Origin of the sequence: Salmonella sp. 2020_1459 (assembly GCF_043847915.1) — a bacterium.
GTDB lineage: Bacteria > Pseudomonadota > Gammaproteobacteria > Enterobacterales > Enterobacteriaceae > Salmonella > Salmonella enterica.
This window is the reverse complement of sequence record NZ_JBCMFA010000005.1, coordinates 87,224-109,452: the sequence shown is the minus strand read 5'-3', so window position 1 is coordinate 109,452 and position 22,229 is coordinate 87,224. Positions and strand designations below refer to the sequence as shown.

The 22,229-nt window shown below is 53.7% G+C and carries 23 protein-coding genes; 16 read left to right on the top strand and 7 right to left on the bottom strand.

Annotated elements, in window-relative coordinates; genetic code table 11:
• Nucleotides 1-209 precede the first annotated feature (209 nt).
• The 4 genes from hisJ to hisP all read left to right on the top strand — a co-directional run bounded on the left by hisJ (nt 210) and on the right by hisP (nt 3,350).
• Complete coding sequence (hisJ, locus tag ACH0VJ_RS14260) at nt 210-992, top strand: histidine ABC transporter substrate-binding protein HisJ (RefSeq protein WP_000731865.1); 783 nt, start codon at nt 210-212, stop codon at nt 990-992.
• Between the two features lie 180 nt (nt 993-1,172).
• Nucleotides 1,173-1,859, top strand: a complete 687-nt coding sequence (locus ACH0VJ_RS14255) for a histidine ABC transporter permease HisQ (protein WP_000965498.1) — start codon at nt 1,173-1,175, stop codon at nt 1,857-1,859.
• Nucleotides 1,856-2,563 carry a histidine ABC transporter permease HisM gene (hisM, locus tag ACH0VJ_RS14250; protein ID WP_000569771.1) on the top strand — a complete coding sequence of 236 codons (708 nt, stop codon included), beginning with the start codon at nt 1,856-1,858 and terminating at the stop codon, nt 2,561-2,563. Before ACH0VJ_RS14255 ends, hisM begins: the two co-directional genes overlap by 4 nt.
• 13 nt (nt 2,564-2,576) lie before the next feature.
• Nucleotides 2,577-3,350 (top strand): histidine ABC transporter ATP-binding protein HisP, encoded by a 774-nt coding sequence (gene hisP, locus ACH0VJ_RS14245; RefSeq protein WP_001293591.1) that lies wholly within the window; start codon nt 2,577-2,579, stop codon nt 3,348-3,350.
• 51 nt (nt 3,351-3,401) lie between these two features.
• Here hisP and ACH0VJ_RS14240 read toward each other — a convergent pair whose 3' ends face one another.
• Together ACH0VJ_RS14240 and yfcG are read right to left on the bottom strand one after the other, a co-directional pair.
• Nucleotides 3,402-4,295, bottom strand: coding sequence for a TIGR01777 family oxidoreductase (locus tag ACH0VJ_RS14240; protein ID WP_001166274.1), 894 nt, complete (start codon nt 4,293-4,295; stop codon nt 3,402-3,404).
• A gap of 125 nt (nt 4,296-4,420) precedes the next feature.
• The gene (gene yfcG / locus ACH0VJ_RS14235) at nt 4,421-5,068 is read right to left on the bottom strand and encodes a GSH-dependent disulfide bond oxidoreductase (RefSeq protein WP_000566563.1); all 648 of its coding nucleotides are present in this window, start codon (nt 5,066-5,068) and stop codon (nt 4,421-4,423) included.
• A 142-nt stretch (nt 5,069-5,210) separates the two neighbouring features.
• Here yfcG and yfcF point away from each other — a divergent pair, with 142 nt between their 5' ends.
• From yfcF to yfcD, 3 genes are read left to right on the top strand one after another with little or no spacing between them, the layout of a single operon-like run.
• Nucleotides 5,211-5,855: a glutathione transferase gene (yfcF, locus tag ACH0VJ_RS14230; protein WP_000043012.1), complete on the top strand. Its 645-nt coding sequence runs from the start codon at nt 5,211-5,213 to the stop codon at nt 5,853-5,855.
• A gap of 55 nt (nt 5,856-5,910) precedes the next feature.
• Nucleotides 5,911-6,462 (top strand): phosphodiesterase, encoded by a 552-nt coding sequence (gene yfcE, locus ACH0VJ_RS14225; protein ID WP_000772457.1) that lies wholly within the window; start codon nt 5,911-5,913, stop codon nt 6,460-6,462.
• Between the two features lie 56 nt (nt 6,463-6,518).
• On the top strand, nt 6,519-7,073 hold the full coding sequence (gene yfcD, locus ACH0VJ_RS14220; protein ID WP_000230215.1) for an NUDIX hydrolase YfcD: 555 nt from the start codon (nt 6,519-6,521) through the stop codon (nt 7,071-7,073).
• 5 nt (nt 7,074-7,078) lie between these two features.
• On the opposite strand, the gene ACH0VJ_RS14215 is transcribed toward yfcD, so the two are convergent.
• Nucleotides 7,079-8,098 (bottom strand): LacI family DNA-binding transcriptional regulator, encoded by a 1,020-nt coding sequence (locus ACH0VJ_RS14215; protein WP_000026949.1) that lies wholly within the window; start codon nt 8,096-8,098, stop codon nt 7,079-7,081.
• A 252-nt stretch (nt 8,099-8,350) separates the two neighbouring features.
• Here ACH0VJ_RS14215 and ACH0VJ_RS14210 point away from each other — a divergent pair, with 252 nt between their 5' ends.
• From ACH0VJ_RS14210 to ACH0VJ_RS14190, 5 genes are all read left to right on the top strand, one after another.
• Nucleotides 8,351-8,794: a PTS sugar transporter subunit IIA gene (locus tag ACH0VJ_RS14210; protein WP_000901807.1), complete on the top strand. Its 444-nt coding sequence runs from the start codon at nt 8,351-8,353 to the stop codon at nt 8,792-8,794.
• Between the two features lie 80 nt (nt 8,795-8,874).
• A complete protein-coding gene (locus tag ACH0VJ_RS14205; protein ID WP_000699818.1) occupies nt 8,875-9,147 on the top strand; it encodes a PTS sugar transporter subunit IIB in 273 nt (90 codons plus the stop codon).
• 20 nt (nt 9,148-9,167) lie between these two features.
• On the top strand, nt 9,168-10,559 hold the full coding sequence (locus tag ACH0VJ_RS14200) for a PTS ascorbate transporter subunit IIC (RefSeq protein WP_001522266.1): 1,392 nt from the start codon (nt 9,168-9,170) through the stop codon (nt 10,557-10,559).
• Nucleotides 10,556-11,386, top strand: a complete 831-nt coding sequence (locus ACH0VJ_RS14195) for a transketolase (RefSeq protein WP_001103265.1) — start codon at nt 10,556-10,558, stop codon at nt 11,384-11,386. The genes ACH0VJ_RS14200 and ACH0VJ_RS14195 overlap by 4 nt, the downstream gene beginning before the upstream one ends.
• Nucleotides 11,379-12,332, top strand: coding sequence for a transketolase family protein (locus tag ACH0VJ_RS14190; protein WP_000593032.1), 954 nt, complete (start codon nt 11,379-11,381; stop codon nt 12,330-12,332). The genes ACH0VJ_RS14195 and ACH0VJ_RS14190 overlap by 8 nt, the downstream gene beginning before the upstream one ends.
• A gap of 48 nt (nt 12,333-12,380) precedes the next feature.
• On the opposite strand, the gene yfcC is transcribed toward ACH0VJ_RS14190, so the two are convergent.
• The 3 genes from yfcC to ackA form a co-directional block, all read right to left on the bottom strand.
• Nucleotides 12,381-13,901: a putative basic amino acid antiporter YfcC gene (yfcC, locus tag ACH0VJ_RS14185; RefSeq protein ID WP_000117932.1), complete on the bottom strand. Its 1,521-nt coding sequence runs from the start codon at nt 13,899-13,901 to the stop codon at nt 12,381-12,383.
• 217 nt (nt 13,902-14,118) lie between these two features.
• On the bottom strand, nt 14,119-16,263 hold the full coding sequence (gene pta / locus ACH0VJ_RS14180; protein ID WP_000086692.1) for a phosphate acetyltransferase: 2,145 nt from the start codon (nt 16,261-16,263) through the stop codon (nt 14,119-14,121).
• Between the two features lie 76 nt (nt 16,264-16,339).
• Nucleotides 16,340-17,542 carry an acetate kinase gene (gene ackA / locus ACH0VJ_RS14175; protein WP_000095692.1) on the bottom strand — a complete coding sequence of 401 codons (1,203 nt, stop codon included), beginning with the start codon at nt 17,540-17,542 and terminating at the stop codon, nt 16,340-16,342.
• A gap of 339 nt (nt 17,543-17,881) precedes the next feature.
• Here ackA and yfbV point away from each other — a divergent pair, with 339 nt between their 5' ends.
• From yfbV to ACH0VJ_RS14155, 4 genes are all read left to right on the top strand, one after another.
• Complete coding sequence (gene yfbV / locus ACH0VJ_RS14170) at nt 17,882-18,337, top strand: terminus macrodomain insulation protein YfbV (RefSeq protein ID WP_000106617.1); 456 nt, start codon at nt 17,882-17,884, stop codon at nt 18,335-18,337.
• Nucleotides 18,338-18,419: 82 nt separating this feature from the next.
• Nucleotides 18,420-18,914 carry a YfbU family protein gene (locus ACH0VJ_RS14165; RefSeq protein WP_023196166.1) on the top strand — a complete coding sequence of 165 codons (495 nt, stop codon included), beginning with the start codon at nt 18,420-18,422 and terminating at the stop codon, nt 18,912-18,914.
• The gene (locus ACH0VJ_RS14160) at nt 18,907-19,584 is read left to right on the top strand and encodes a sugar phosphatase (protein WP_001555201.1); all 678 of its coding nucleotides are present in this window, start codon (nt 18,907-18,909) and stop codon (nt 19,582-19,584) included. Before ACH0VJ_RS14165 ends, ACH0VJ_RS14160 begins: the two co-directional genes overlap by 8 nt.
• Before the next feature lie 76 nt (nt 19,585-19,660).
• Nucleotides 19,661-21,487 (top strand): SLC13 family permease, encoded by a 1,827-nt coding sequence (locus tag ACH0VJ_RS14155; protein WP_001012857.1) that lies wholly within the window; start codon nt 19,661-19,663, stop codon nt 21,485-21,487.
• A 90-nt stretch (nt 21,488-21,577) separates the two neighbouring features.
• Here the strand turns inward: ACH0VJ_RS14155 and yfbR are convergent, their stop codons facing one another.
• A complete protein-coding gene (gene yfbR, locus ACH0VJ_RS14150; protein ID WP_000813884.1) occupies nt 21,578-22,177 on the bottom strand; it encodes a 5'-deoxynucleotidase in 600 nt (199 codons plus the stop codon).
• Nucleotides 22,178-22,229: the final 52 nt, after the last annotated feature.

The window sequence follows — 22,229 nt, the reverse complement described above, 5'->3', positions numbered from 1 at the left end:
AACTATCACGGTGCAAAATAGATGTTTTGCACCTTTTTGGTGCATAAGCCGTTGCGGAACAGGCGCATAAATGCATACTTAATCGATTTTTATGCAAAATAAACCGGCTGACAAGGTAGAATGCTTTGCCTTGTCGGCCTGATTAATGGCACGATAGTCGCATCGGATCTGTAAAGATCTCCTGGAAAGACAGTCTGTTGAGGATAGTTATGAAAAAACTGGCGTTATCCCTTTCTCTGGTGCTGGCATTTTCCAGCGCTACCGCAGCATTTGCCGCTATTCCACAAAAGATTCGTATCGGTACCGATCCTACATACGCACCGTTTGAATCCAAAAATGCACAAGGTGAATTGGTCGGCTTTGATATCGATCTGGCCAAAGAGCTGTGCAAACGTATCAACACACAGTGTACGTTCGTGGAAAACCCGCTGGATGCGCTGATTCCGTCTTTAAAAGCGAAGAAAATTGATGCCATCATGTCCTCGCTGTCCATCACTGAAAAGCGCCAGCAGGAAATCGCGTTTACCGACAAGCTTTACGCCGCTGATTCCCGTCTGGTGGTGGCGAAGAACTCTGATATTCAGCCGACCATCGCGTCGCTGAAAGGCAAGCGCGTCGGCGTGCTACAGGGGACGACGCAGGAGACCTTCGGCAATGAGCACTGGGCGCCGAAAGGGATTGAGATCGTCTCTTACCAGGGGCAGGACAACATTTATTCCGATCTGACGGCGGGTCGTATTGATGCAGCGTTCCAGGACGAGGTCGCGGCCAGCGAAGGTTTCCTTAAACAGCCCGTCGGAAAAGACTATAAATTCGGCGGCCCGGCGGTGAAAGATGAGAAGTTATTCGGCGTAGGAACCGGTATGGGGCTGCGCAAAGAGGATAACGAGCTGCGCGAAGCGCTGAACAAAGCCTTTGCTGAAATGCGTGCTGACGGTACTTACGAAAAGCTGGCGAAAAAGTACTTTGATTTTGATGTTTATGGCGGTTAATCACCGTCGGTGCAGATAAAGCCCAAAGAATGTTGACTGTCTGCATTGCCTGATGGCGCTGTGCATGCCAGGCCTACGGAGCATCGTAGGCCGGGCAAGGCACAGCCGCCATCCGGCGTGATGTGAGGCAAAAATGCAAAAGAGGCTTCTTACTTCACCACACACAACAGGACAGGCTGCATGTTGTACGGGTTTTCAGGCGTAATTTTACAGGGCGCGATCGTCACGCTGGAACTGGCGCTCAGTTCCGTGGTGCTGGCCGTGCTTATCGGTCTCGTCGGCGCGGGGGCGAAGCTTTCGCAAAACCGGGTAACGGGGCTTATTTTTGAAGGGTACACCACCCTGATTCGCGGGGTGCCGGATCTGGTATTAATGCTGCTGATATTTTACGGATTGCAAATCGCGCTTAACGTGGTGACCGATTCGCTGGGTATCGACCAGATAGATATTGATCCGATGGTGGCCGGTATTATCACCCTTGGTTTCATCTACGGCGCCTATTTTACCGAAACCTTTCGCGGCGCGTTTATGGCGGTGCCGAAAGGCCATATCGAGGCGGCGACGGCTTTTGGTTTTACCCACGGGCAAACCTTCCGGCGGATTATGTTCCCGGCGATGATGCGTTACGCCCTGCCGGGGATCGGCAATAACTGGCAGGTGATACTCAAAGCGACGGCGCTGGTGTCGCTGCTGGGCCTGGAAGATGTCGTCAAAGCCACGCAGCTTGCCGGTAAAAGCACCTGGGAGCCTTTCTATTTTGCCGTGGTCTGTGGACTTATCTACCTGGTATTTACCACCGTTTCCAATGGTGTGCTGCTCTTGCTTGAGCGTCGCTATTCTGTGGGCGTGAAGAGGGCCGATTTGTGATTGAGATCATTCAGGAGTACTGGAAATCCCTGCTGTGGACGGATGGCTATCGTTTTACCGGCGTGGCGATTACGCTGTGGCTGTTAATTTCATCGGTGGTGATGGGCGGTCTTCTGGCTGTGATTCTGGCGGTAGGTCGCGTTTCCAGTAATAAATTCATCCGTTTTCCCATCTGGCTGTTTACGTATATTTTTCGCGGCACGCCGCTGTACGTACAGCTACTGGTGTTCTATTCGGGGATGTATACGCTGGAGATAGTCAAAGGCACCGATCTTCTTAACGCGTTTTTCCGCAGCGGACTGAACTGTACCGTACTGGCGCTGACGCTGAATACCTGCGCGTACACCACGGAAATTTTCGCGGGGGCGATTCGTTCGGTACCGCACGGTGAAATTGAAGCGGCACGGGCCTATGGCTTCTCGTCATTTAAAATGTATCGCTGCATTATTTTGCCGTCGGCATTACGCATCGCCTTGCCTGCCTACAGCAACGAAGTGATTTTAATGCTGCACTCTACGGCGCTGGCGTTTACCGCGACGGTGCCGGATTTGTTGAAAATCGCCCGCGATATTAACTCAGCGACTTACCAGCCGTTTACCGCGTTTGGCATTGCCGCCGTGTTGTATTTACTCATTTCGTATGTCCTGATAAGCCTGTTCCGTCGGGCGGAAAGACGCTGGTTGCAGCACGTGTCCTCTAAATAATTCGAGTAACATGATGTCAGAAAATAAATTACACGTTATCGATTTGCACAAACGCTACGGCGGTCATGAAGTGCTGAAAGGGGTATCGCTGCAGGCCCGCGCCGGAGATGTGATTAGCATCATCGGCTCGTCCGGCTCCGGTAAAAGCACTTTTTTGCGCTGCATTAACTTCCTCGAAAAACCGAGCGAAGGCGCGATTATCGTGAACGGTCAGAACATTAATCTGGTGCGCGACAAAGACGGGCAGCTCAAAGTGGCGGATAAAAATCAGCTACGCTTGTTGCGTACCCGCCTGACGATGGTGTTTCAGCACTTCAACCTCTGGAGCCACATGACGGTGCTGGAAAATGTGATGGAAGCGCCGATTCAGGTACTGGGATTAAGCAAGCACGACGCGCGCGAGCGGGCGTTGAAATATCTGGCGAAGGTGGGGATTGATGAGCGCGCTCAGGGCAAATATCCCGTCCATCTCTCCGGCGGCCAACAGCAGCGCGTTTCTATTGCGCGCGCGCTGGCGATGGAACCTGACGTTTTACTGTTCGATGAACCCACATCGGCGCTCGATCCTGAACTGGTCGGCGAAGTGTTGCGCATCATGCAACAACTGGCGGAAGAAGGCAAAACGATGGTGGTGGTCACGCATGAAATGGGCTTCGCTCGCCATGTCTCTTCGCACGTTATTTTTCTGCATCAGGGGAAAATTGAAGAAGAGGGCGATCCGGAGCAGGTGTTCGGCAATCCGCAAAGCCCGCGTTTACAGCAATTCCTGAAAGGCTCGCTGAAATAAAAGAAGCCCGGCGGCGCATCGCTCACCGGGCAGGATACGGCGCTTTGGGAACTAGCGAATCACATCCGCCAGCGCCTCTTCTAAATCATACCAGCGAAATGCGAATCCGGCGGCTTCAAGCCGTTTTGGCAGCGCCCGCTGTCCGCCCAGCACCAGCACTGACGACTCTCCCATCAATAAGCGAATTGCCGTCGCCGGAATGCGAATAATCGCCGGACGGCGCAGCGCGCGACCCAGCGCATGAGCAAAATGCTCATTATGGACGGGATACGGCGAGACCATATTGAAGGGACCGCGAAGATCGTTATCCAGCAGCCACAGAATGCCGTTGACCATATCGTCGATGTGAATCCAGGCCAGATATTGCCGACCATTACCCACCGGACCGCCGAGCCCGAGGCGAAACGGCGGAACCATTTTCCCCAGAATCCCGCCTTGCGGCGCCAGGACAACGCCGGTACGCAGCAGGCAGACGCGGGTCTGGTCGCTCTGCGCACGACAGGCAATCTGTTCCCAGCGGGCGCAAAGTTTATGCGTAAATTCGTTGTGCGGCGGCTCATCTTCAGTGACGACAACGTCACCCAGATCGCCGTAATAGCCCGTGGCGGAGCCGGATATCAACACCGAGGGCGGCGTTGCGCTGGCATGAATTAAATCCACCAACTTTTGCGTGATAGCCCAGCGGCTTTGGCACAACCGTTCTTTTTGTTGCGACGTCCAGCGCTTGTCGGCAATCGGTTCGCCCGCCAGATTGATGATGGCATCAATCTCATTGAGGTGCTCACGTTCCGCCAGCCCTTTCCATAATGTCACTCTGGAATCGAGAATCTGACGCGCGTTATCGGGATTGCGCGTAACGACCGTCACCTGATGCCCCAGTGTTAACAGCCGGGGAATGAGATGACGCCCTATCAGGCCCGTACCGCCGGTAATCAGAATCTGCATATGACCTCCAGAGTAGGGAGGATTTCCTCTTCCCTAATGTCAGGTTTTTAATACGAATAAGGGTGCCGGACGCAGGTTTTTTCCGTGTATACACCTCTACATCATACATGATGTATGCTACCGCGTTACGCTTTCGTACTGTTACAGTGCAGTTGCGCTTGTAACAGTGCGCGCGCTGTCGCAGGACGCGTGCGAATGCGTTCAAACCAGTTATACACCGCCGGGTAGGTATCAAGATCGATTCGCTGACGCTGATGTGCGTTAACCCACGGCCAACTGGCGATATCCGCAATACTGTAGTGGTCGCCGCCCAGCCACGGGGAGGTTTCCAGGCGTTTATTCAGGACGTTGTATAAGCGTTGCGTTTCAACCTGATAGCGTTCAATTGCATAGGGGATGGCCTGCGGCGCAAAGTGGTTAAAGTGATGATTCTGGCCCAGCATCGGCCCTAACCCGCCGACCTGCCAGAACAGCCATTGCAGCGTGGTATGGCGTTCACGCAGCTCCCCGCTAAGCAGTTTGCCGCTTTTTTCCGCTAGGTAGAGAAGAATTTCGCCGGATTCAAAAAGACTAAGCGGTTGACCGCCGTCTGCCGGGGCGTGATCGACGATGGCAGGAATTTTATTATTGGGAGAGATAGCCAAAAAATCAGGGCGAAACTGATTGCCCTTGCTGATATCTACTTTTAGCAAACGATACGCCAGCTCCGCCTCTTCCAGAAACAGCGTTATTTTATGCCCGTTGGGCGTGGGGGCGTAGTAAAGGTCAATCATTTTGGCTCCTGCATGTGCGTAAAGAGTCTGGGCTGAATTAAGTATAGAAAGCCTCCTGATGTGTGTGAGTTTTCATCAGGTGACAGCAGGCGAAAGACGCTATATTTTGGGAAGAAACCTAATACGCCCTCAAGAGGACATTATGAGTAAGCCTGTTATTGTGCTGTGGTCGGATGCGAACTTTTTCTCTCCCTACGTCTTGTCCGCCTGGGTGGCATTACAAGAAAAAGGGCTTTCCTTTACTCTGAAAACTCGCGATCTGGACCAGGGAGAACATCTGCAACCTGGCTGGCGAGGATATGCGCTGACGCAGCGCGTACCGGTGCTTGAGGCCGACAATTTTGAGCTGAGCGAGTCGTCCGCTATTGCGGAATACCTGGAGGAGCGTTTCGCGCCGCCGCAGTGGGAGCGTATCTACCCGCACGATTTACAAAAACGCGCCCGCGCGCGACAGATTCAGGCGTGGCTACGCAGCGATTTACTGCCGCTTCGCGAAGAACGGCCTACCGACGTGGTGTTTGCCGGGGCGAAAAAAGCGCCGTTAAGCGAGGCTGGAAAAGCCAGCGCGGCAAAACTGTTTGCGACGGCTGAAGCGCTATTGGGGCAGGGGACGCAAAATTTATTTGGTGAATGGTGCATTGCCGATACCGATCTGGCATTGATGATCAATCGTCTGGCGCTGCATGGCGATGACGTGCCGACATCGCTGGCGGCATATGCGACATTCCAGTGGCAGCGTGCTTCCGTACAGCGTTTTATTGCGCTTTCCTCGAAGCGTTCAGGCTGAAAATCTATTCATATTCCAGTATTATAACGCCGTTTTTCACAACGAGGAGTGAGCGATGAAACTGATGTTCGCATCGGACATTCATGGTTCTTTACCCGCCACGGAACGCGTGCTTGAGCGGTTCGCGCAAAGCGGCGCGCGTTGGCTGGTGATATTAGGCGATGTCCTTAACCACGGGCCGCGAAATGCGCTGCCTGAAGGCTATGCGCCCGCCCAGGTCGCCGAACGCCTGAACGCGGTGGCGACGCAAATCATTGCCGTGCGCGGCAACTGCGATAGCGAAGTGGATCAGATGCTGCTGCATTTCCCGATCACTGCGCCGTGGCAGCAAATATTGACGCAAGAGAGGCGGCTATTTTTAACGCATGGGCACCTCTTCGGGCCGACGAATCTGCCCGCTCTGCATACTGGCGATGTGTTGGTCTATGGTCATACGCATCTGCCGGTGGCGCAACAGCAGGAAGGACTGTATCACTTTAATCCTGGGTCAGTGAGCATCCCGAAAGGCGGGTATGCGGCAAGCTACGGTATTCTGGATGATAATGTGTTGAGCGTAATCGCACTCAATGATCAAATTATCATTGCGCAGGTTGCAATTAACTCGTAATTTACCTCACAAACGTAAATGCGCCGTAAGAGCGCCAGAAATAAGAAGGTTTCCTGATGGTGGAACAGCGTCGTTTGGCAAGTACGGAATGGGTGGATATTGTGAATGAAGACAATGAAGTCATTGCACAGTCCAGCCGGGAACAGATGCGTGCGCAACGCTTACGGCATCGTGCGACGTATATCGTCGTTCATGATGGTATGGGTAAAATTCTGGTACAGCGTCGTACCGAAACAAAAGATTTTTTGCCCGGTATGTTAGATGCTACCGCAGGCGGCGTGGTTCAGGCTGATGAGCAGCTACTGGAATCTGCCCGCCGCGAAGCGGAAGAAGAGTTGGGTATTGCAGGCGTGCCGTTTGCCGAACACGGTCTGTTTTACTTTGAAGACCAACATTGCCGGGTTTGGGGCGCGCTGTTTAGCTGCGTTTCCCACGGGCCTTTCGCGCTTCAGGAAGATGAAGTCAGCGAAGTGTGTTGGCTGACCCCGGAGGAGATCACCGCGCGCTGTGATGAATTTACGCCGGACTCGCTCAAAGCGCTGGCGCTGTGGATGACCCGCAACGCCAAAAACGAAGCCGCGCTCCAGGAGAAACCGGAAGAGACGGAATAAGCGTTTTAGCAGCTTTCCCGCATACATAAACTGGAGGCGATGGATTTTCGATCGCTCCAGTTTCCCTGATTTAACCTTTCCAACAGCGCCCGTCCGGCTTCACTGCCAATCTTACGGTGCGGTACGGCCATGGTGGTTAACGGCGGCTGGCAGACCCGGCTGACATCGCTATCGCCAAACCCGACCACCGCTAAATCGTCCGGAACTTTGATCCGCCGTCGTTGACACTCGTATAACGCGCCGCAGGCCAGCTCATCCGATACGCATACCAGCGCGTCCAGCTCCGGCCACGCCAGTAAAAACTCCGGCAGTTGCGACGCGCCGGTAGAAAAATTGGGCGGCAAGGCGGCATTAATCACCCGGTTTGGCGACATATGGTGGCGAAGCATCGCTTTGTACCAGCCGTGCAGATGTTGCTGAAAAATCCACTGCTCCTGATTGGCGCATAGCAGCCCGATATTCTGATAACCGCGCTGAATCAGCATTTCCGTCAGCTCATACATTGCCGCAACGTTATCAATACCGATATTCATATCAATAGGATCGCTGCGAATCGCGCCCATCTCCATCACCGGGATAGAGGCATTTTTCAGCCACTGGCGCACGGTAGTGCTATGTTCGACGCTAAGCAGAATCGCCGCGGCAATGTTGGAGGCCAGCAGCGTTTCGAGCAGCTTCTCCTCTTGTTCCACGCGATGCTGCGATTCCGCCAGCATTATCTGGTAGCCTGCGGGCTGTAAAATTTGTTGCAGCCCGGCGAACATTTCAGAACACCCCGCTTCCGCAAGGTTCGGTACGACCATCGCGATGGTGTGCGAGGAGGCAGACGCCAGCGCGCTGGCGGCGAGATTGGGCATATAGCCCAGCTCATGCACTGCCGCTTCGATTTTCTCCCGGAGTTTATCAGAGACCTGTTCCGGCGTGCGTAAGGCTCGTGATACGGTCATCGTGCCTACACCGGCAAGTTGGGCTACATCGGCGATAGTCACTTTACCGGTACTGCGCCGTTTACGGGGTATCGACATACAAATTCCTGCGTCATTACAACATGTTGAGATGCTTTTTTATTGTCGTTCTTTGCTTCGCATGACTGGCAGTATACGCCTTAAATCCGCTTTTTTGCTGTGATTTCACACCATGATTTTAATTTGATAGCGCTATCACAATTCTGAGTAATAGTCGCTGGTAGCGCTATCTTTGTGATAACGATCGCAGCTAATATCGAATGGCTTGAATAAAGTTTGTTCATAATTTCATACACCGTGGGGGCGAATAACATGCTGGGAACCTGGTTATCTGACGCAACCATCACGCTACAGGAGAGCGTGGAAACGTGGCCGCAGGCGCTGGAAATTTGCGGCAAACCCCTGCTGGACGCAGGTGTTATCGCACCGGAATACATTACGGCGATTGTTCAGCAGCACCAAAAGCTTGGGCCATATTATGTATTAGCGCCAGGGTTAGCGATGCCGCATGCGAGGCCGGAAGAGGGGGCGAAAGGGTTAGGTTTATCGTTACTGAAACTACAGCGCGGCGTTTCATTTGGCGCAGACGAATTCGATCCGGTTGACATCATTATTATGCTGGCGGCGCCTGATAAGCACAGTCATATCGAAATGATATCGGCGCTGGCGGAATTATTTTCCAGTGATGCAGATATGGAAAAATTACATCAGGCAAAAAACCTGGAGGACATTAAAACGATTATTGACCGTTTCTGATTTTATTTCATTTTCTTGCGGTAAATAACATTGCGCCCGTGCGTGATGCAGACCAACTCTACTTTTAAAAGGTGACAATAATGAAAATCATGGCAATTTGCGGTTCCGGCCTGGGTAGTAGTTTTATGGTAGAAATGAACATTAAAAAAGTATTAAAGAAACTCAATATTGACGCTGAAGTGGAACACTCCGATCTCTCATCGGCCACGCCCGGGGCTGCCGATCTTTTTGTAATGGCCAAAGATATCGCGGCCAGCGCCAGCGTACCGGAAAGCCAACTGGTGGTGATCAATAACATCATCGACATCAACGAACTGGAAACGCAGCTGCGCGCATGGTTCGCTAAACAATAATTATTGCTGGCGAGGTGGATATGTTTATCCTTGAAACGCTGAATTTTGTTGTTGATATTTTAAAAGTGCCCTCGGTGCTTGTAGGGTTAATTGCGCTGATTGGTCTGGTGGCGCAGAAAAAAGCGTTTTCCGATGTGGTAAAAGGCACGATTAAAACCATTTTAGGTTTTATTGTGCTTGGTGGCGGCGCAACCGTACTGGTGGGTTCATTAAACCCGCTAGGGGGGATGTTTGAACACGCTTTTAATATTCAGGGCATTATTCCTAATAATGAAGCGATAGTCTCAATCGCGCTGGAAAAATATGGCGCGTCCACGGCGTTAATTATGGCATTTGGTATGGTGGCCAATATTGTCGTGGCGCGCTTTACGCGTCTTAAATATATCTTTTTGACCGGGCATCACACCTTTTACATGGCCTGTATGATTGGCGTAATCCTGACCGTGGCGGGGTTTGAGGGCGTAGGGCTGGTCTTCACCGGATCGCTGATCCTGGGGCTGGTGATGGCCTTCTTCCCGGCGTTGGCCCAACGTTATATGAGGCGGATTACCGGTACCGATGACATTGCGTTTGGTCACTTCGGTACCCTGGGATATGTGCTTTCCGGCTGGATTGGCAGCCTGTGTGGTAAAGGCTCCCGCTCCACGGAAGAGATGAACCTGCCGAAAAACCTCAGTTTTTTACGCGACAGTTCTATCTCGATCTCACTGACCATGATGATTATCTATCTGATCATGGCAGTCAGCGCAGGGCGTGAGTATGTCGAAGCGACGTTTAGCGGCGGGCAAAACTATCTGGTGTACGCCATCATCATGGCAATCACCTTCGCCGCCGGCGTGTTCATCATTCTGCAAGGCGTCCGTCTGATTCTGGCGGAAATTGTTCCGGCCTTTACCGGCTTTTCAGAAAAACTGGTGCCAAACGCGCGTCCGGCGCTGGACTGCCCGGTGGTGTATCCCTATGCCCCTAACGCGGTACTGATTGGCTTCCTGTTCAGTTTTCTCGGCGGGCTGGTGGGGCTGTTCCTGCTGGGACAGATGAAGCTTGTGTTAATCCTGCCTGGCGTTGTGCCGCACTTCTTTACCGGCGCGACCGCAGGCGTCTTTGGCAATGCCACCGGCGGTCGCCGCGGGGCGATGATCGGCGCATTTGCTAATGGTCTATTAATCACTTTCCTGCCAGTGCTGTTACTGCCGGTTCTCGGCGCGATCGGCTTCGCCAATACCACGTTCTCGGATGCTGACTTTGGCGTAATCGGTATTTTGCTGGGCAACCTGGCGCGTTATCTGTCGCCGATGGCTATCACGGGGCTGGTGGTGGCGCTATTCGCGCTACTGGTGGCGTACAACGTGTTGGCCAAAAACAAAAAAGCGACTGCCGAAGTGCAGGAAAATAGCGGAGCGAAAGAATGAACGTAACCGAAATCACCCAACTGGCGCGCGACATTCGCGTCGCCACGCTCAAATCCTTAAACCATCTTGGCTTTGGTCACTATGGCGGCAGCATGTCGGTAGTGGAGACTCTGGCGGTTCTGTACGGCGCGGTGATGAAAATCGACCCTGCCGACCCGGACTGGCCGGAGCGCGATTACTTCGTACTGTCGAAAGGCCATGCGGGCCCCGCGTTGTACAGTACCCTGGCGATTAAAGGCTATTTCCCGCGCGAAGAGCTGAATACGCTTAACCAGAACGGCACCCGTCTTCCCAGCCATCCGGATCGGCTAAAAACGCGCGGCGTGGACGCCACGACCGGCTCACTGGGACAGGGCATCTCTATTGCGGGCGGTATGGCGTTGTCGCATAAACTGGCGCGGCGACCCAATCGGGTATTTTGCATTGTCGGCGATGGGGAGCTGAATGAAGGGCAGTGCTGGGAGGCGTTTCAGTTTATTGCCCACCACCGCCTGAATAATCTGACCGTTTTCATTGACTGGAATAAACAGCAGCTTGACGGCGAGCTGGAGGAGATTATCAATCCGTTCGATCTGGAAGGGAAATTCCGTGCGTTTGGTTTCGATGTCGTCACCGTCAAAGGCGATGATATCGCCGGACTACTGGCGGTGGTTCAGCCTGTGCCGCCCGCCGATGCCCAGCCACGGGTAGTGATCCTTGACAGCATTAAAGGGCAGGGGGTGCCATGCCTGGAGCAGTTAACGAATTCTCACCACTTACGCCTGACGGATGGCATGAAGCAGACGCTCAATGAGGCCATTCATCAACTGGAGGTCATGCATGATTAAGCTTGCGCCCGCAGGGCTTAAAGACGATATCGAAATGCGCAAAGTTTACGCCGGTTTTGTCGCCGGGCAGATTGAGGCCGGAAGCCCAATTATTGCGCTTGAGGCTGATTTAATGAGCTCAATGGCGATGGACAGCGTGGCGCGTGACTACCCGCAGCATGTCATTAACTGCGGTATTATGGAGGCGAATGTGATTGGCACTGCGGCGGGGCTGGCGCTGACCGGTCGCAAACCGTTTGTGCATACTTTTACCGCTTTTGCCAGCCGTCGCTGTTTTGATCAGCTCTTCATGGCGCTGGATTATCAGCGTAACAACGTCAAAGTGATCGCCTCCGATGCCGGAGTGACGGCGTGCCATAACGGCGGCACCCATATGTCTTTTGAAGATATGGGGATTGTTCGCGGGCTGGCGCACTCCGTAGTACTGGAGGTGACGGATGCGGTGATGTTCGCGGATATTTTACGCCAGCTAATGGATCTGGACGGTTTTTACTGGCTGCGTACCATCCGTAAGCAGGCGACGAGTATCTATGCGCCAGGCTCTACCTTTACCATTGGCAAGGGCAACGTACTGCGCGAGGGCGATGATATTACGCTTATCGCCAACGGCATTATGGTGGCGGAGGCGCTGGAGGCGGCGCGCCAACTGGAGCAGGAAGGCGTGAGCGCCGCGGTCATTGATATGTTCACCTTAAAGCCTATCGATCGCATGTTGGTGAAAAACTACGCGGAAAAAACGCGGCGTATCGTCACGTGTGAAAACCACAGCATCCATAATGGGCTGGGGTCAGCGGTGGCGGAAGTGCTGGTGGAAAACTGTCCGGTGCCGATGCGCCGTGTTGGCGTCAAAGAGCGTTATGGGCAGGTAGGAACGCAGGATTTCTTACAAAAAGAGTACGGACTCACCGCCGCAGCGATTGTAGAAGCCGCGAAATCACTGCTTTAATCATGGAGATATTGCCGGATGGCGCTGATGCTCATCCGGCATTTTGGATCAATGATATCCCATCATCTGCGCGCCAATGACGACCACGCTGGACATAATAAACAGCAGTCCCAGCAGCGACGCCCCCACTTTCAGCCAGTTGCGAAAATCGACCCGGCACACGCCCAGCGTGGCCATCAGCGAGGCTGATGTCGGATAGATAATATGGCTGAAGCCATCGCCAAACTGGAAGGCCAGAACAGTCACCTGACGGTTAACGCCGACCAGATCGCCGAGCGGCGCCAGTAATGGCATGGTTAACGCCGCCTGACCCGAACCGGACGTGACAAAGAAATTAAATACCGCCTGGAAGAGCAGCATAAACCAGGCGGCGATAGCATTATTAAGCCCGCTGATGCCATGCGCGATACTGTTAAGCAACGTATTGAGCACGCTGGGTTCCCCGGCTTCGCCGTTGCCGACCAGCAGCAGAATGCCTTTGGCAAAACCCACCAGCAAGGCGGGCGCGATCATCATCCTCGCCCCTTCGGTGAATGAGGACGCCATCACGTTGACCGTCATACCGTTGAGGCGGAAGATAACGCCAATGAGGCCGATCACCACGCCCATGGTGAAAAACTGGCTGGCGATCTCCGGAATAAACCAGGCGTGGACAATCACGCCCCAGACGACCCAAATCATTACGCCGGTCAGGACCAGCAGTACCAGCCAGTCACCGAAGGTGAAAGGGCGCTGGACGACTTCATCCTGCTGTTCGCGGAAATAGCGATCGGATTCGTGGACGCGGGACAGCAGCGGATTCTTTTTCACGCGTGAGGCGTAGACCAGCGTAAAAACCAGCCCAATCAGCGTGGCGACAATCCAGACCACAATACGCAGCCCGGAGCCGGAAAGTACCGGCACGCCGGCAATCCCCTGGGCGACGACTACGCAAAACGGGTTCATCCACGAACTGGCAAAGCCAATTTGGGTGGCGATATAGGTCACCAGGACGGTGGTAATGCTGTCATAGCCCAGCCTGACCATCAGCGGGGCTATGATAATTGCAAAGGCGACCGCCTCTTCGCCCATGCCAAATACGGCGCCCCCTAACGAAAAGAGGACAAATAGCACCGGAATAAACAGGACTTCGTTGCCCCGCGTGTGGCGAATAAGCGCCAGAATGCCGTTATCCACGGTGCCGGTACGCATCACGATGCCGAATGCGCCGCCAATCACCAACATAAACATAATGATGCCGACGGCAGTGCCGAATTTCGATCCGGATGTTAACCCTTCAAACGGAAAATTCATCAGCCCTGGTCTTTCATCGCCGGTAGTGAAAAATTGTACTCGATGATACTGCGCTTCCCCGGCCTCGTTGGTCACAATGCGAAAAGAGTGCGGGTCGACGACTTTGCGGGTTTTTGTCTGACCATCGACCTGATACTGCACTTCCTGGCTATCAAACATCCCAACGGGGACGACCCAGGTGGCGATACTGGTTAAAATGGCGACAAAAAAGATGATGACCAGCGTATCGGGCATTGCCCATTTTCTGGCTGTTTTTGATTCTGTAACGACAGACATGACAGACTATCCCTGTTGCAAAGCAAAGAGGCTAAGTATGAGAAGAAGGGAATAGTTATTCATTGATGCAGCGCAGTTAAGCAAAAAATTCCGCTTTGCAGGGTAAATAGCAGAATGCCGGATGGCGATGCTAACGCGTCTTATCCGGCCTACAACGGTATCTCACCTGTAGGCCGGACAAGGCGTTCACGCCGCCATCCGGCATTAGCTTTTACTGTTACTGCTGCTGCTGAGAAGCCTGGATCGCCGTCAGGGCGATGGTGTAGACGATATCGTCAACCAGCGCGCCACGGGACAGGTCGTTCACCGGCTTGCGCATACCCTGCAACATCGGCCCGATGGAGATCAGGTCGGCAGAACGCTGTACCGCTTTGTAGGTGGTGTTACCGGTGTTCAGATCCGGGAAAATGAACACGGTAGCGCGACCCGCAACCGGCGAGTTCGGCGCTTTGGATTTCGCTACGTCAGCCATGACCGCGGCGTCGTACTGCAACGGACCGTCGATCATCAGGTCAGGACGTTTTTCCTGCGCCAGACGCGTCGCTTCACGTACTTTCTCTACGTCGCTGCCCGCGCCAGAGGTGCCGGTGGAGTAGGAGAGCATTGCCACACGCGGTTCGATGCCGAAGGCAATGGCGGAATCCGCAGACTGAATCGCGATTTCTGCCAGCTGCTCTGCGGTCGGGTCTGGGTTGATTGCGCAGTCGCCGTAAACGTAAACCTGTTCCGGCAGTAGCATAAAGAACACAGAAGAGACCAGGGAGCTACCCGGCGCCGTTTTAATAAGCTGCAGCGGCGGACGGATGGTGTTGGCGGTGGTATGAACCGCGCCGGAAACCAGGCCGTCGACTTCGTCTTGCTCCAGCATCAGCGTGCCGAGCACCACGTTGTCTTCCAGCTGTTCGCGGGCAACCGGTTCGGTCATGCCTTTGCTCTTACGCAGCTCAACCAGGCGAGCGACATAGCTTTCACGCACCACTTCCGGATCGACGATTTCAATACCTGCGCCCAGCTCAACGCCCTGAGATGCCGCGACGCGGTTGATTTCATCCGGGTTGCCCAGCAGTACGCAAGTGGCGATGCCGCGTTCAGCGCAGATTGCCGCCGCTTTGACGGTACGCGGTTCGTCGCCTTCCGGCAGCACTACGCGTTTACCGGCTTTACGCGCCAGCTCAGTCAGTTGGTAGCGGAACGCCGGCGGAGAGAGACGACGGCTACGCTCGGAAGTGGCGGTCAGCGACTCGATCCACTCAGCGTTAACGTAGTTCGCGACGTATTCCTGAACTTTCTCGATGCGCTCATGGTCATCAACCGGGACTTCCAGATTGAAGCTTTGCAGGCTCAGCGAAGTCTGCCAGGTGTTGGTGTTCACCATAAAGACCGGCAGACCGGTGGCGAATGCGCGTTCGCACAGTTTAGAAATGCGCGCGTCCATTTCATAGCCGCCGGTCAGCAACAGGGCGCCGATTTCTACGCCGTTCATCGCGGCCAGGCAAGCTGCGACCAGTACGTCCGGACGGTCAGCGGAGGTCACTAACAACGAGCCTGCGCGGAAATGTTCCAGCATATGCGGAATACTACGCGCGCAGAAAGTGACGGATTTAACGCGGCGGGTTTTGATATCGCCTTCGTTAATGATGGTGGCGTTCAGGTGACGCGCCATATCGATAGCGCGGGTCGCAATCAGGTCGAAGCTCCACGGCACCGCGCCCAGAACCGGCAGCGGGCTGGATTCCTGCAGTTTAGCAGGATCGATTTTGATCACCTGCGCTTTGGAAGAGTCGTCAAAGATCTCCGACAGATCCGGGCGAGTACGGCCTTGTTCATCAACCGGCGCATTCAGTTTGTTGATAATAACGCCGGTGATGTTGGTGTTTTTCGCGCCGCCGAAGCTGCTGCGCGTCAGTTCGATACGCTCGTTCAGCTGTTCTGGCGTGTCGGTACCCTGAGACATGACAAAAACGATTTCCGCATTCAGCGTTTTCGCGATTTCATAGTTCAGAGACTGAGCGAACTGATGTTTACGGGTCGGAACCAGACCTTCAACCAGCACCACTTCCGCGTCTTTGGTATTCGCATGGTAGTTCGCGATGATCTCTTCCATCAGCACGTCTTTCTGGTTGCTGGAGAGCAGAGATTCAACGTGGCTCATCTTCAGCGGTTCAGCCGCCGGCAGGGTAGAGTTCGCGCGAACGATAGTGGTGGTCTGGTCAGGCGCATCGCCGCCAGCGCGAGGCTGGGCGATAGGCTTAAAGACGCTCAGACGAACGCCTTTGCGTTCCATAGCACGGATGACGCCGAGGCTGACGCTGGTCAGGCCGACGCTGGTTCCGGTAGGGATCAGCATAATAATACGGGACACGGTTTATCCTCTTTCGTTACCGTCTTTTGGGGACGGGTTACAAAACAGCACCGCCAGCGAGGCTGGCGGTGTGAAATCAGGCAGTCAGACGGCTCGCGTCTTGCGCGATAACCAGTTCTTCGTTGGTTGGGATCACCACCGCCGGACGGGTACCTTCTTTGTTGATGAAACCAGATTTGCCGAAGCGGGCCGCCAGGTTACGTTCGTGGTCGACTTCAAAGCCCAGCACGCCCAGTTTACCCAGAGACAGTTCGCGAACCATCGCGGCGTTTTCACCGATACCGCCGGTGAACACGACTGCATCCAGACGACCGTCCATCAGAGCGGTGTAAGAACCGATGTACTTCGCCAGGCGGTGGCAGTAAACATCCATCGCACGTTTTGCGTCTTCTTTGGTGGTGTAGTTGTCTTCAACATAACGGCAGTCGCTGGTCACTTCAGTCAGACCCAGCAGACCGGACTCTTTGGTCAGCATTTTGTTGATCTGATCCACGCTCATGCCCAGAGTGTCGTGCAGGTGGAAGATAATCGCAGGGTCGATATCGCCGGAACGGGTACCCATGACCAGGCCTTCCAGCGGGGTCAGACCCATAGAGGTATCCACGCATTTACCGTTACGGATAGCGGAAACAGAACCGCCGTTGCCCAGGTGGCAGGTGATAATGTTCAGTTCTTCTACCGGCTTGTTCAGCATTTTTGCCGCTTCCTGAGTTACATAGAAGTGGCTGGTGCCGTGTGCGCCATAGCGACGAACGCCGTGTTCTTTATACAGGCTGTACGGCAGGGCATACAGGTAAGATTCTTCCGGCATGGTCTGATGGAAGGCGGTGTCGAATACTGCAACGTTTTTATCTTTCAGCTGCGGGAAAGATTTCAGCGCTTCGGCGATACCAATCAGGTGAGCCGGGTTATGCAGCGGTGCGAAAGAGGCGGAATCTTTGATGCCCTGAATGACGGACTCATCAATGACTACGGAGCTGGTATACTTCTCGCCGCCGTGTACGATACGGTGACCAATTGCAGTTAACTGCGCAGACAGTTCTGGTTTTTGTGCCAGAATAGTGTTAACGATAAAGTTCAGCGCTTCACTGTGAGCGGCGCCTGCACCTAAAGCCGCTTCTTGTTTACTGCCGTCCATTTTCCATTTGATGCGTGCTTCTGGCAGATGGAAACATTCGGCTAAACCAGAAAGGTATTCATCACCATTAACTGCATCAATAATTGCAAATTTCAGTGAAGAACTACCGCAGTTCAGAACCAGTACTAACTTACTCGACATGGAAGTACCTATTTATGATACGTGGCTAAAAAAACGTCAGTGAGCCATAGAGCGTAGCGCATGATAGCCCTGACATTTATGATTAACATCATGCGCAGGAGTTTTTTTGGGCATGATGGAAGAAATACCTTTGAGTCTATGCCATTTTGCGTATTTTTCAGCCAATGGCATACTATGTGTAATATTGACGACTCAATGATTTTAAACTACCGGCCTTTGACAGGCCGACACAGGATACCTGATAGTGGGTATCGAAGACAAAATGTTTTGAACGTTGTCCCTCGCAGTTGTTGTTTTGCACAAATTTTTTAAATTTTATATGTGAAGTTGAGGTAGGCCATGTCGACACCGGATAATCGCTCCGTAAATTTTTTTAGCTTATTTCGCCGGGGGCAGCACTACGCGAAGACGTGGCCGATGGAAAAACGGCTGGCGCCCGTTTTCGTCGAAAACCGCGTCATTCGTATGACGCGCTATGCCATACGATTTATGCCGCCTGTCGCCGTCTTTACATTATGCTGGCAGATAGCGCTGGGCGGTCAGTTAGGTCCGGCCGTGGCGACCGCCCTGTTCGCCCTGAGCTTGCCTATGCAGGGATTATGGTGGTTAGGGAAACGTTCCGTGACGCCATTGCCGCCTTCAATCCTTAACTGGTTTTACGAAGTTCGCGGTAAATTGCAGGAGGCTGGACAAGCGCTGGCGCCGGTAGAAGGAAAGCCGGATTACCAGGCATTAGCTGACACGCTTAAGCGCGCCTTCAAACAACTGGATAAAACTTTCCTGGATGATTTGTAATTGACCCCGGATTACGCATATAAAAGAAGGCATACCAATGCCTTCTTTTTTTCATCGCTATAGCGTGATACAGGAGTTCAAAATGGAAATGACCAACGCGCAACGTCTGATTTTGTCTAACCAGTACAAAATGATGACGATGCTCGATCCCACCAACGCCGAGCGTTACCGTCGCTTACAAACAATTATTGAACGCGGCTACGGCCTGCAGATGCGCGAGCTGGATCGCGAGTTTGGCGAGCTGACGGAAGAGACCTGTCGTACCATCATCGATATTATGGAGATGTACCATGCGCTGCACGTCTCCTGGACCAACCTCAAAGATACGCAAGCCATCGACGAACGTCGCGTCACCTTCCTGGGGTTTGACGCCGCGACGGAAGCGCGCTACCTCGGCTATGTCCGTTTTATGGTGAATATAGAAGGACGCTACACTCACTTTGACGCCGGGACACACGGCTTTAATGCCCAGACGCCGATGTGGGAAAAATACCAGCGGATGTTGAATATCTGGCATGCCTGCCCGCGTCAGTACCACCTGAGCGCGAATGAAATCAATCAAATCATTAATGCCTGAGGAGGCTCGCGTGCAGTGTAAAGGTTTTCTGTTTGATCTGGATGGAACGTTGGTTGACTCATTACCTGCTGTCGAACGCGCGTGGTGTAGCTGGGCCGATCGTTTTAACCTTGCTCATGATGAGGTGCTGGGCTTTATTCATGGCAAACAGGCGATCACCTCGTTGCGGCATTTTATGGCGGGTAAATCGGAGGCGGAAATTGCCGCTGAGTTTACGCGCCTGGAGCAAATAGAAGCCACTGAAACCGCAGGGATCACCGCGTTGCCGGGGGCAGTCGATCTACTCAATCACCTGAATAAAGCGGGCATTCCGTGGGCTATCGTTACCTCCGGTTCAATGCCGGTCGCGCGTGCGCGCCATCAGGTCGCGGGCCTTCCAGCGCCAGAGGTGTTTGTCACCGCCGAACGAGTCAAACGCGGCAAACCGGAGCCGGATGCGTATTTGCTGGGCGCACAACTGCTTGGCCTGGCCCCTCAGGAGTGCGTCGTAGTAGAAGATGCCCCGGCTGGCGTGCTGTCCGGACTGGCTGCGGGCTGCCACGTCATTGCGGTCAATGCGCCGGCCGACACGCCGCGTCTGGCGGATGTTGATTTTGCGTTGGATAGCCTGACGCAATTATCGGTCGCTAAACAACCAAACGGCGATGTGGTGGTGTTAAGAAAGACCTGATCATGATATCGCCCCGCTTTGGCGGGGCATATTTATGGCAGAATCGCGTTATCTTCTCATCTGACAAGGATATGTTGTGAACGGTGAATTGATTTGGGTTCTCTCTTTACTGGCGATTGCCGTCGTGTTGTTTGCGACGGGCAAAGTACGTATGGATGCGGTGGCTTTATTCGTCATTGTTGCTTTTGTCCTTAGCGGTACCTTGACCCTTCCGGAAGCCTTCTCCGGCTTTAGCGATCCGAATGTCATTCTTATCGCCGCCTTATTTATTATTGGCGACGGCCTCGTGCGCACCGGCGTTGCGACGGTGGTCGGTACCTGGCTGGTTAAAATGGCGGGCAGCAGTGAAATCAAAATGCTGGTTTTACTGATGATCACCGTCGCCGGACTTGGCGCTTTCATGAGTTCAACCGGCGTGGTGGCGATCTTTATCCCCGTTGTTCTTAGCGTTTCTATGCATATGCAAACCTCGCCTTCGCGCCTGATGATGCCGCTGAGTTTTGCCGGGCTTATCAGCGGAATGATGACGCTGGTGGCGACGCCGCCGAACCTGGTGGTTAACAGTGAACTGCTGCGTGAAGGCCTGCACGGGTTCAACTTTTTTAGCGTGACGCCGCTGGGGATAGTGGTGTTGGCGCTCGGCATTGTTTATATGCTGGTGATGCGCTTCATGCTAAAAGGCGATGCGCCCGGACAACAGGCCGGTAAGCGGCGCACTTTCCGCGATCTTATCCGCGAGTACCGTCTGACGGGGCGCGCTCGTCGTCTGGCGATTCGCCCCGGTTCGCCAATGGTGGGACAGCGGCTGGACGACCTTAAATTGCGCGAACGTTACGGCGCCAATGTCATCGGCGTTGAACGCTGGCGGCGCTTTCGGCGGGTTATCGTCAATGTGAACGGCGTATCGGAGTTTCGCGCTCGCGACGTTCTGCTGATTGATATGTCGGCGGCGGAGGTCGACCTCAGAGAGTTCTGCGCCGAGCAACTGCTGGAACCGATGGTATTGCGTGGAGAATATTTTTCCGATCAGGCGTTGGATGTCGGGATGGCGGAAATTTCGCTTATTCCGGAGTCTGAACTGATTGGCAAGTCGGTGCGTGAAATCGCTTTCCGTACACGTTACGGGCTGAATGTGGTCGGCCTGAAACGCGACGGCGTCGCGCTGGAAGGGTCGCTGGCCGATGAGCCGTTATTGATGGGCGATATCATTCTGGTCGTGGGGAACTGGAAGTTAATCAGCCTGCTGGGGCAAAAAGGCCGCGACTTTGTGGTGCTGAATATGCCGGTCGAGGTCAGCGAAGCCTCTCCTGCGCACAGCCAGGCGCCGCACGCCATTTTCTGCCTGGTACTGATGGTGGCGCTGATGTTGACCGATGAAATTCCCAACCCGATCGCGGCGATTATCGCCTGCCTGCTGATGGGAAAATTTCGCTGTATTGATGCTGAAAGCGCATATAAAGCGATCCACTGGCCGAGCATTATCTTGATTGTGGGTATGATGCCGTTTGCGCAGGCGTTGCAAAAAACCGGCGGCGTCTCTCTGGTCGTGCAAGGGTTAATGAATATCGGCGGCGGCTATGGGCCATATATGATGCTGGGATGCCTGTTCGTGCTGTGTGCCGTCATAGGACTGTTCATTTCTAACACGGCAACGGCGGTGCTGATGGCGCCGATTGCGCTGGCGGCGGCGAAATCGATGGGGGTGTCGCCCTATCCGTTTGCGATGGCGGTGGCGATGGCGGCATCCGCCGCCTTTATGACGCCGGTTTCATCGCCGGTCAATACTCTGGTTCTGGGGCCGGGAAACTATAGCTTTAGCGATTTTGTGAAGCTTGGCGTGCCGTTCACGCTTATTGTGATGGCGGTTTGTATTGTGATGATTCCGATGTTGTTTCCGTTTTAACCCAGGCTGGAAAAGGCCTGATGGCGCTACGCTTATCAGGCCTACGGGAAGAACGGTAGGCCGGATAAGGCGTTAGCCGCCATCCGGCAACTAAAGTGGTGAATCCTGGCTTATCTCGTCAAGAGAGAGATGGAAGCTTGGTACGAACACCGCCATAAAATAGTCCATCTCCTGGCTGCGACGTAATTCCAGCGTTTTTTCCAGCCGCGTTTTTGCCAGGCCAAACTCATTATTTCCCGCTGAGAGCTCCTCCAGGCATTTCAGGTAGGCGCAAAGCGCATCGGCCTGTTTTACGATTGCCTGTTCTTCTTCGCTCCAGGCATTCTCATCAATAAGCGGTGCGAAAATATCGCGTAATTCATTCGGCGCCATATCAACCAGCTTTTGCTGGGCGATTTTTTCGATCGCTTTATATTCCTGGGCTATCTGGGAATTAAAATATTTTACCGGCGTCGGCAGATCGCCGGTCAGTACTTCCGAGGCATCATGATACATCGCCAGAAGCGCGATGCGTTCAGCATTGAGCTGACCGCCAAATTTACGGTTTTTTATCGCCGCCAACGCATGGGCGACCATCGCCACCTGCAGACTATGTTCGGAGACGTTTTCCGTACGCACGTTACGCATCAGCGGCCAGCGGTTAATCAACTTCATGCGGGAGAGATGGGCGAAAAAATGGCTCTGCTTCATAGATTACCTTTTGTTTTCACTGCGGCAGACTTCATTGTGCGGGGAGGGGGAT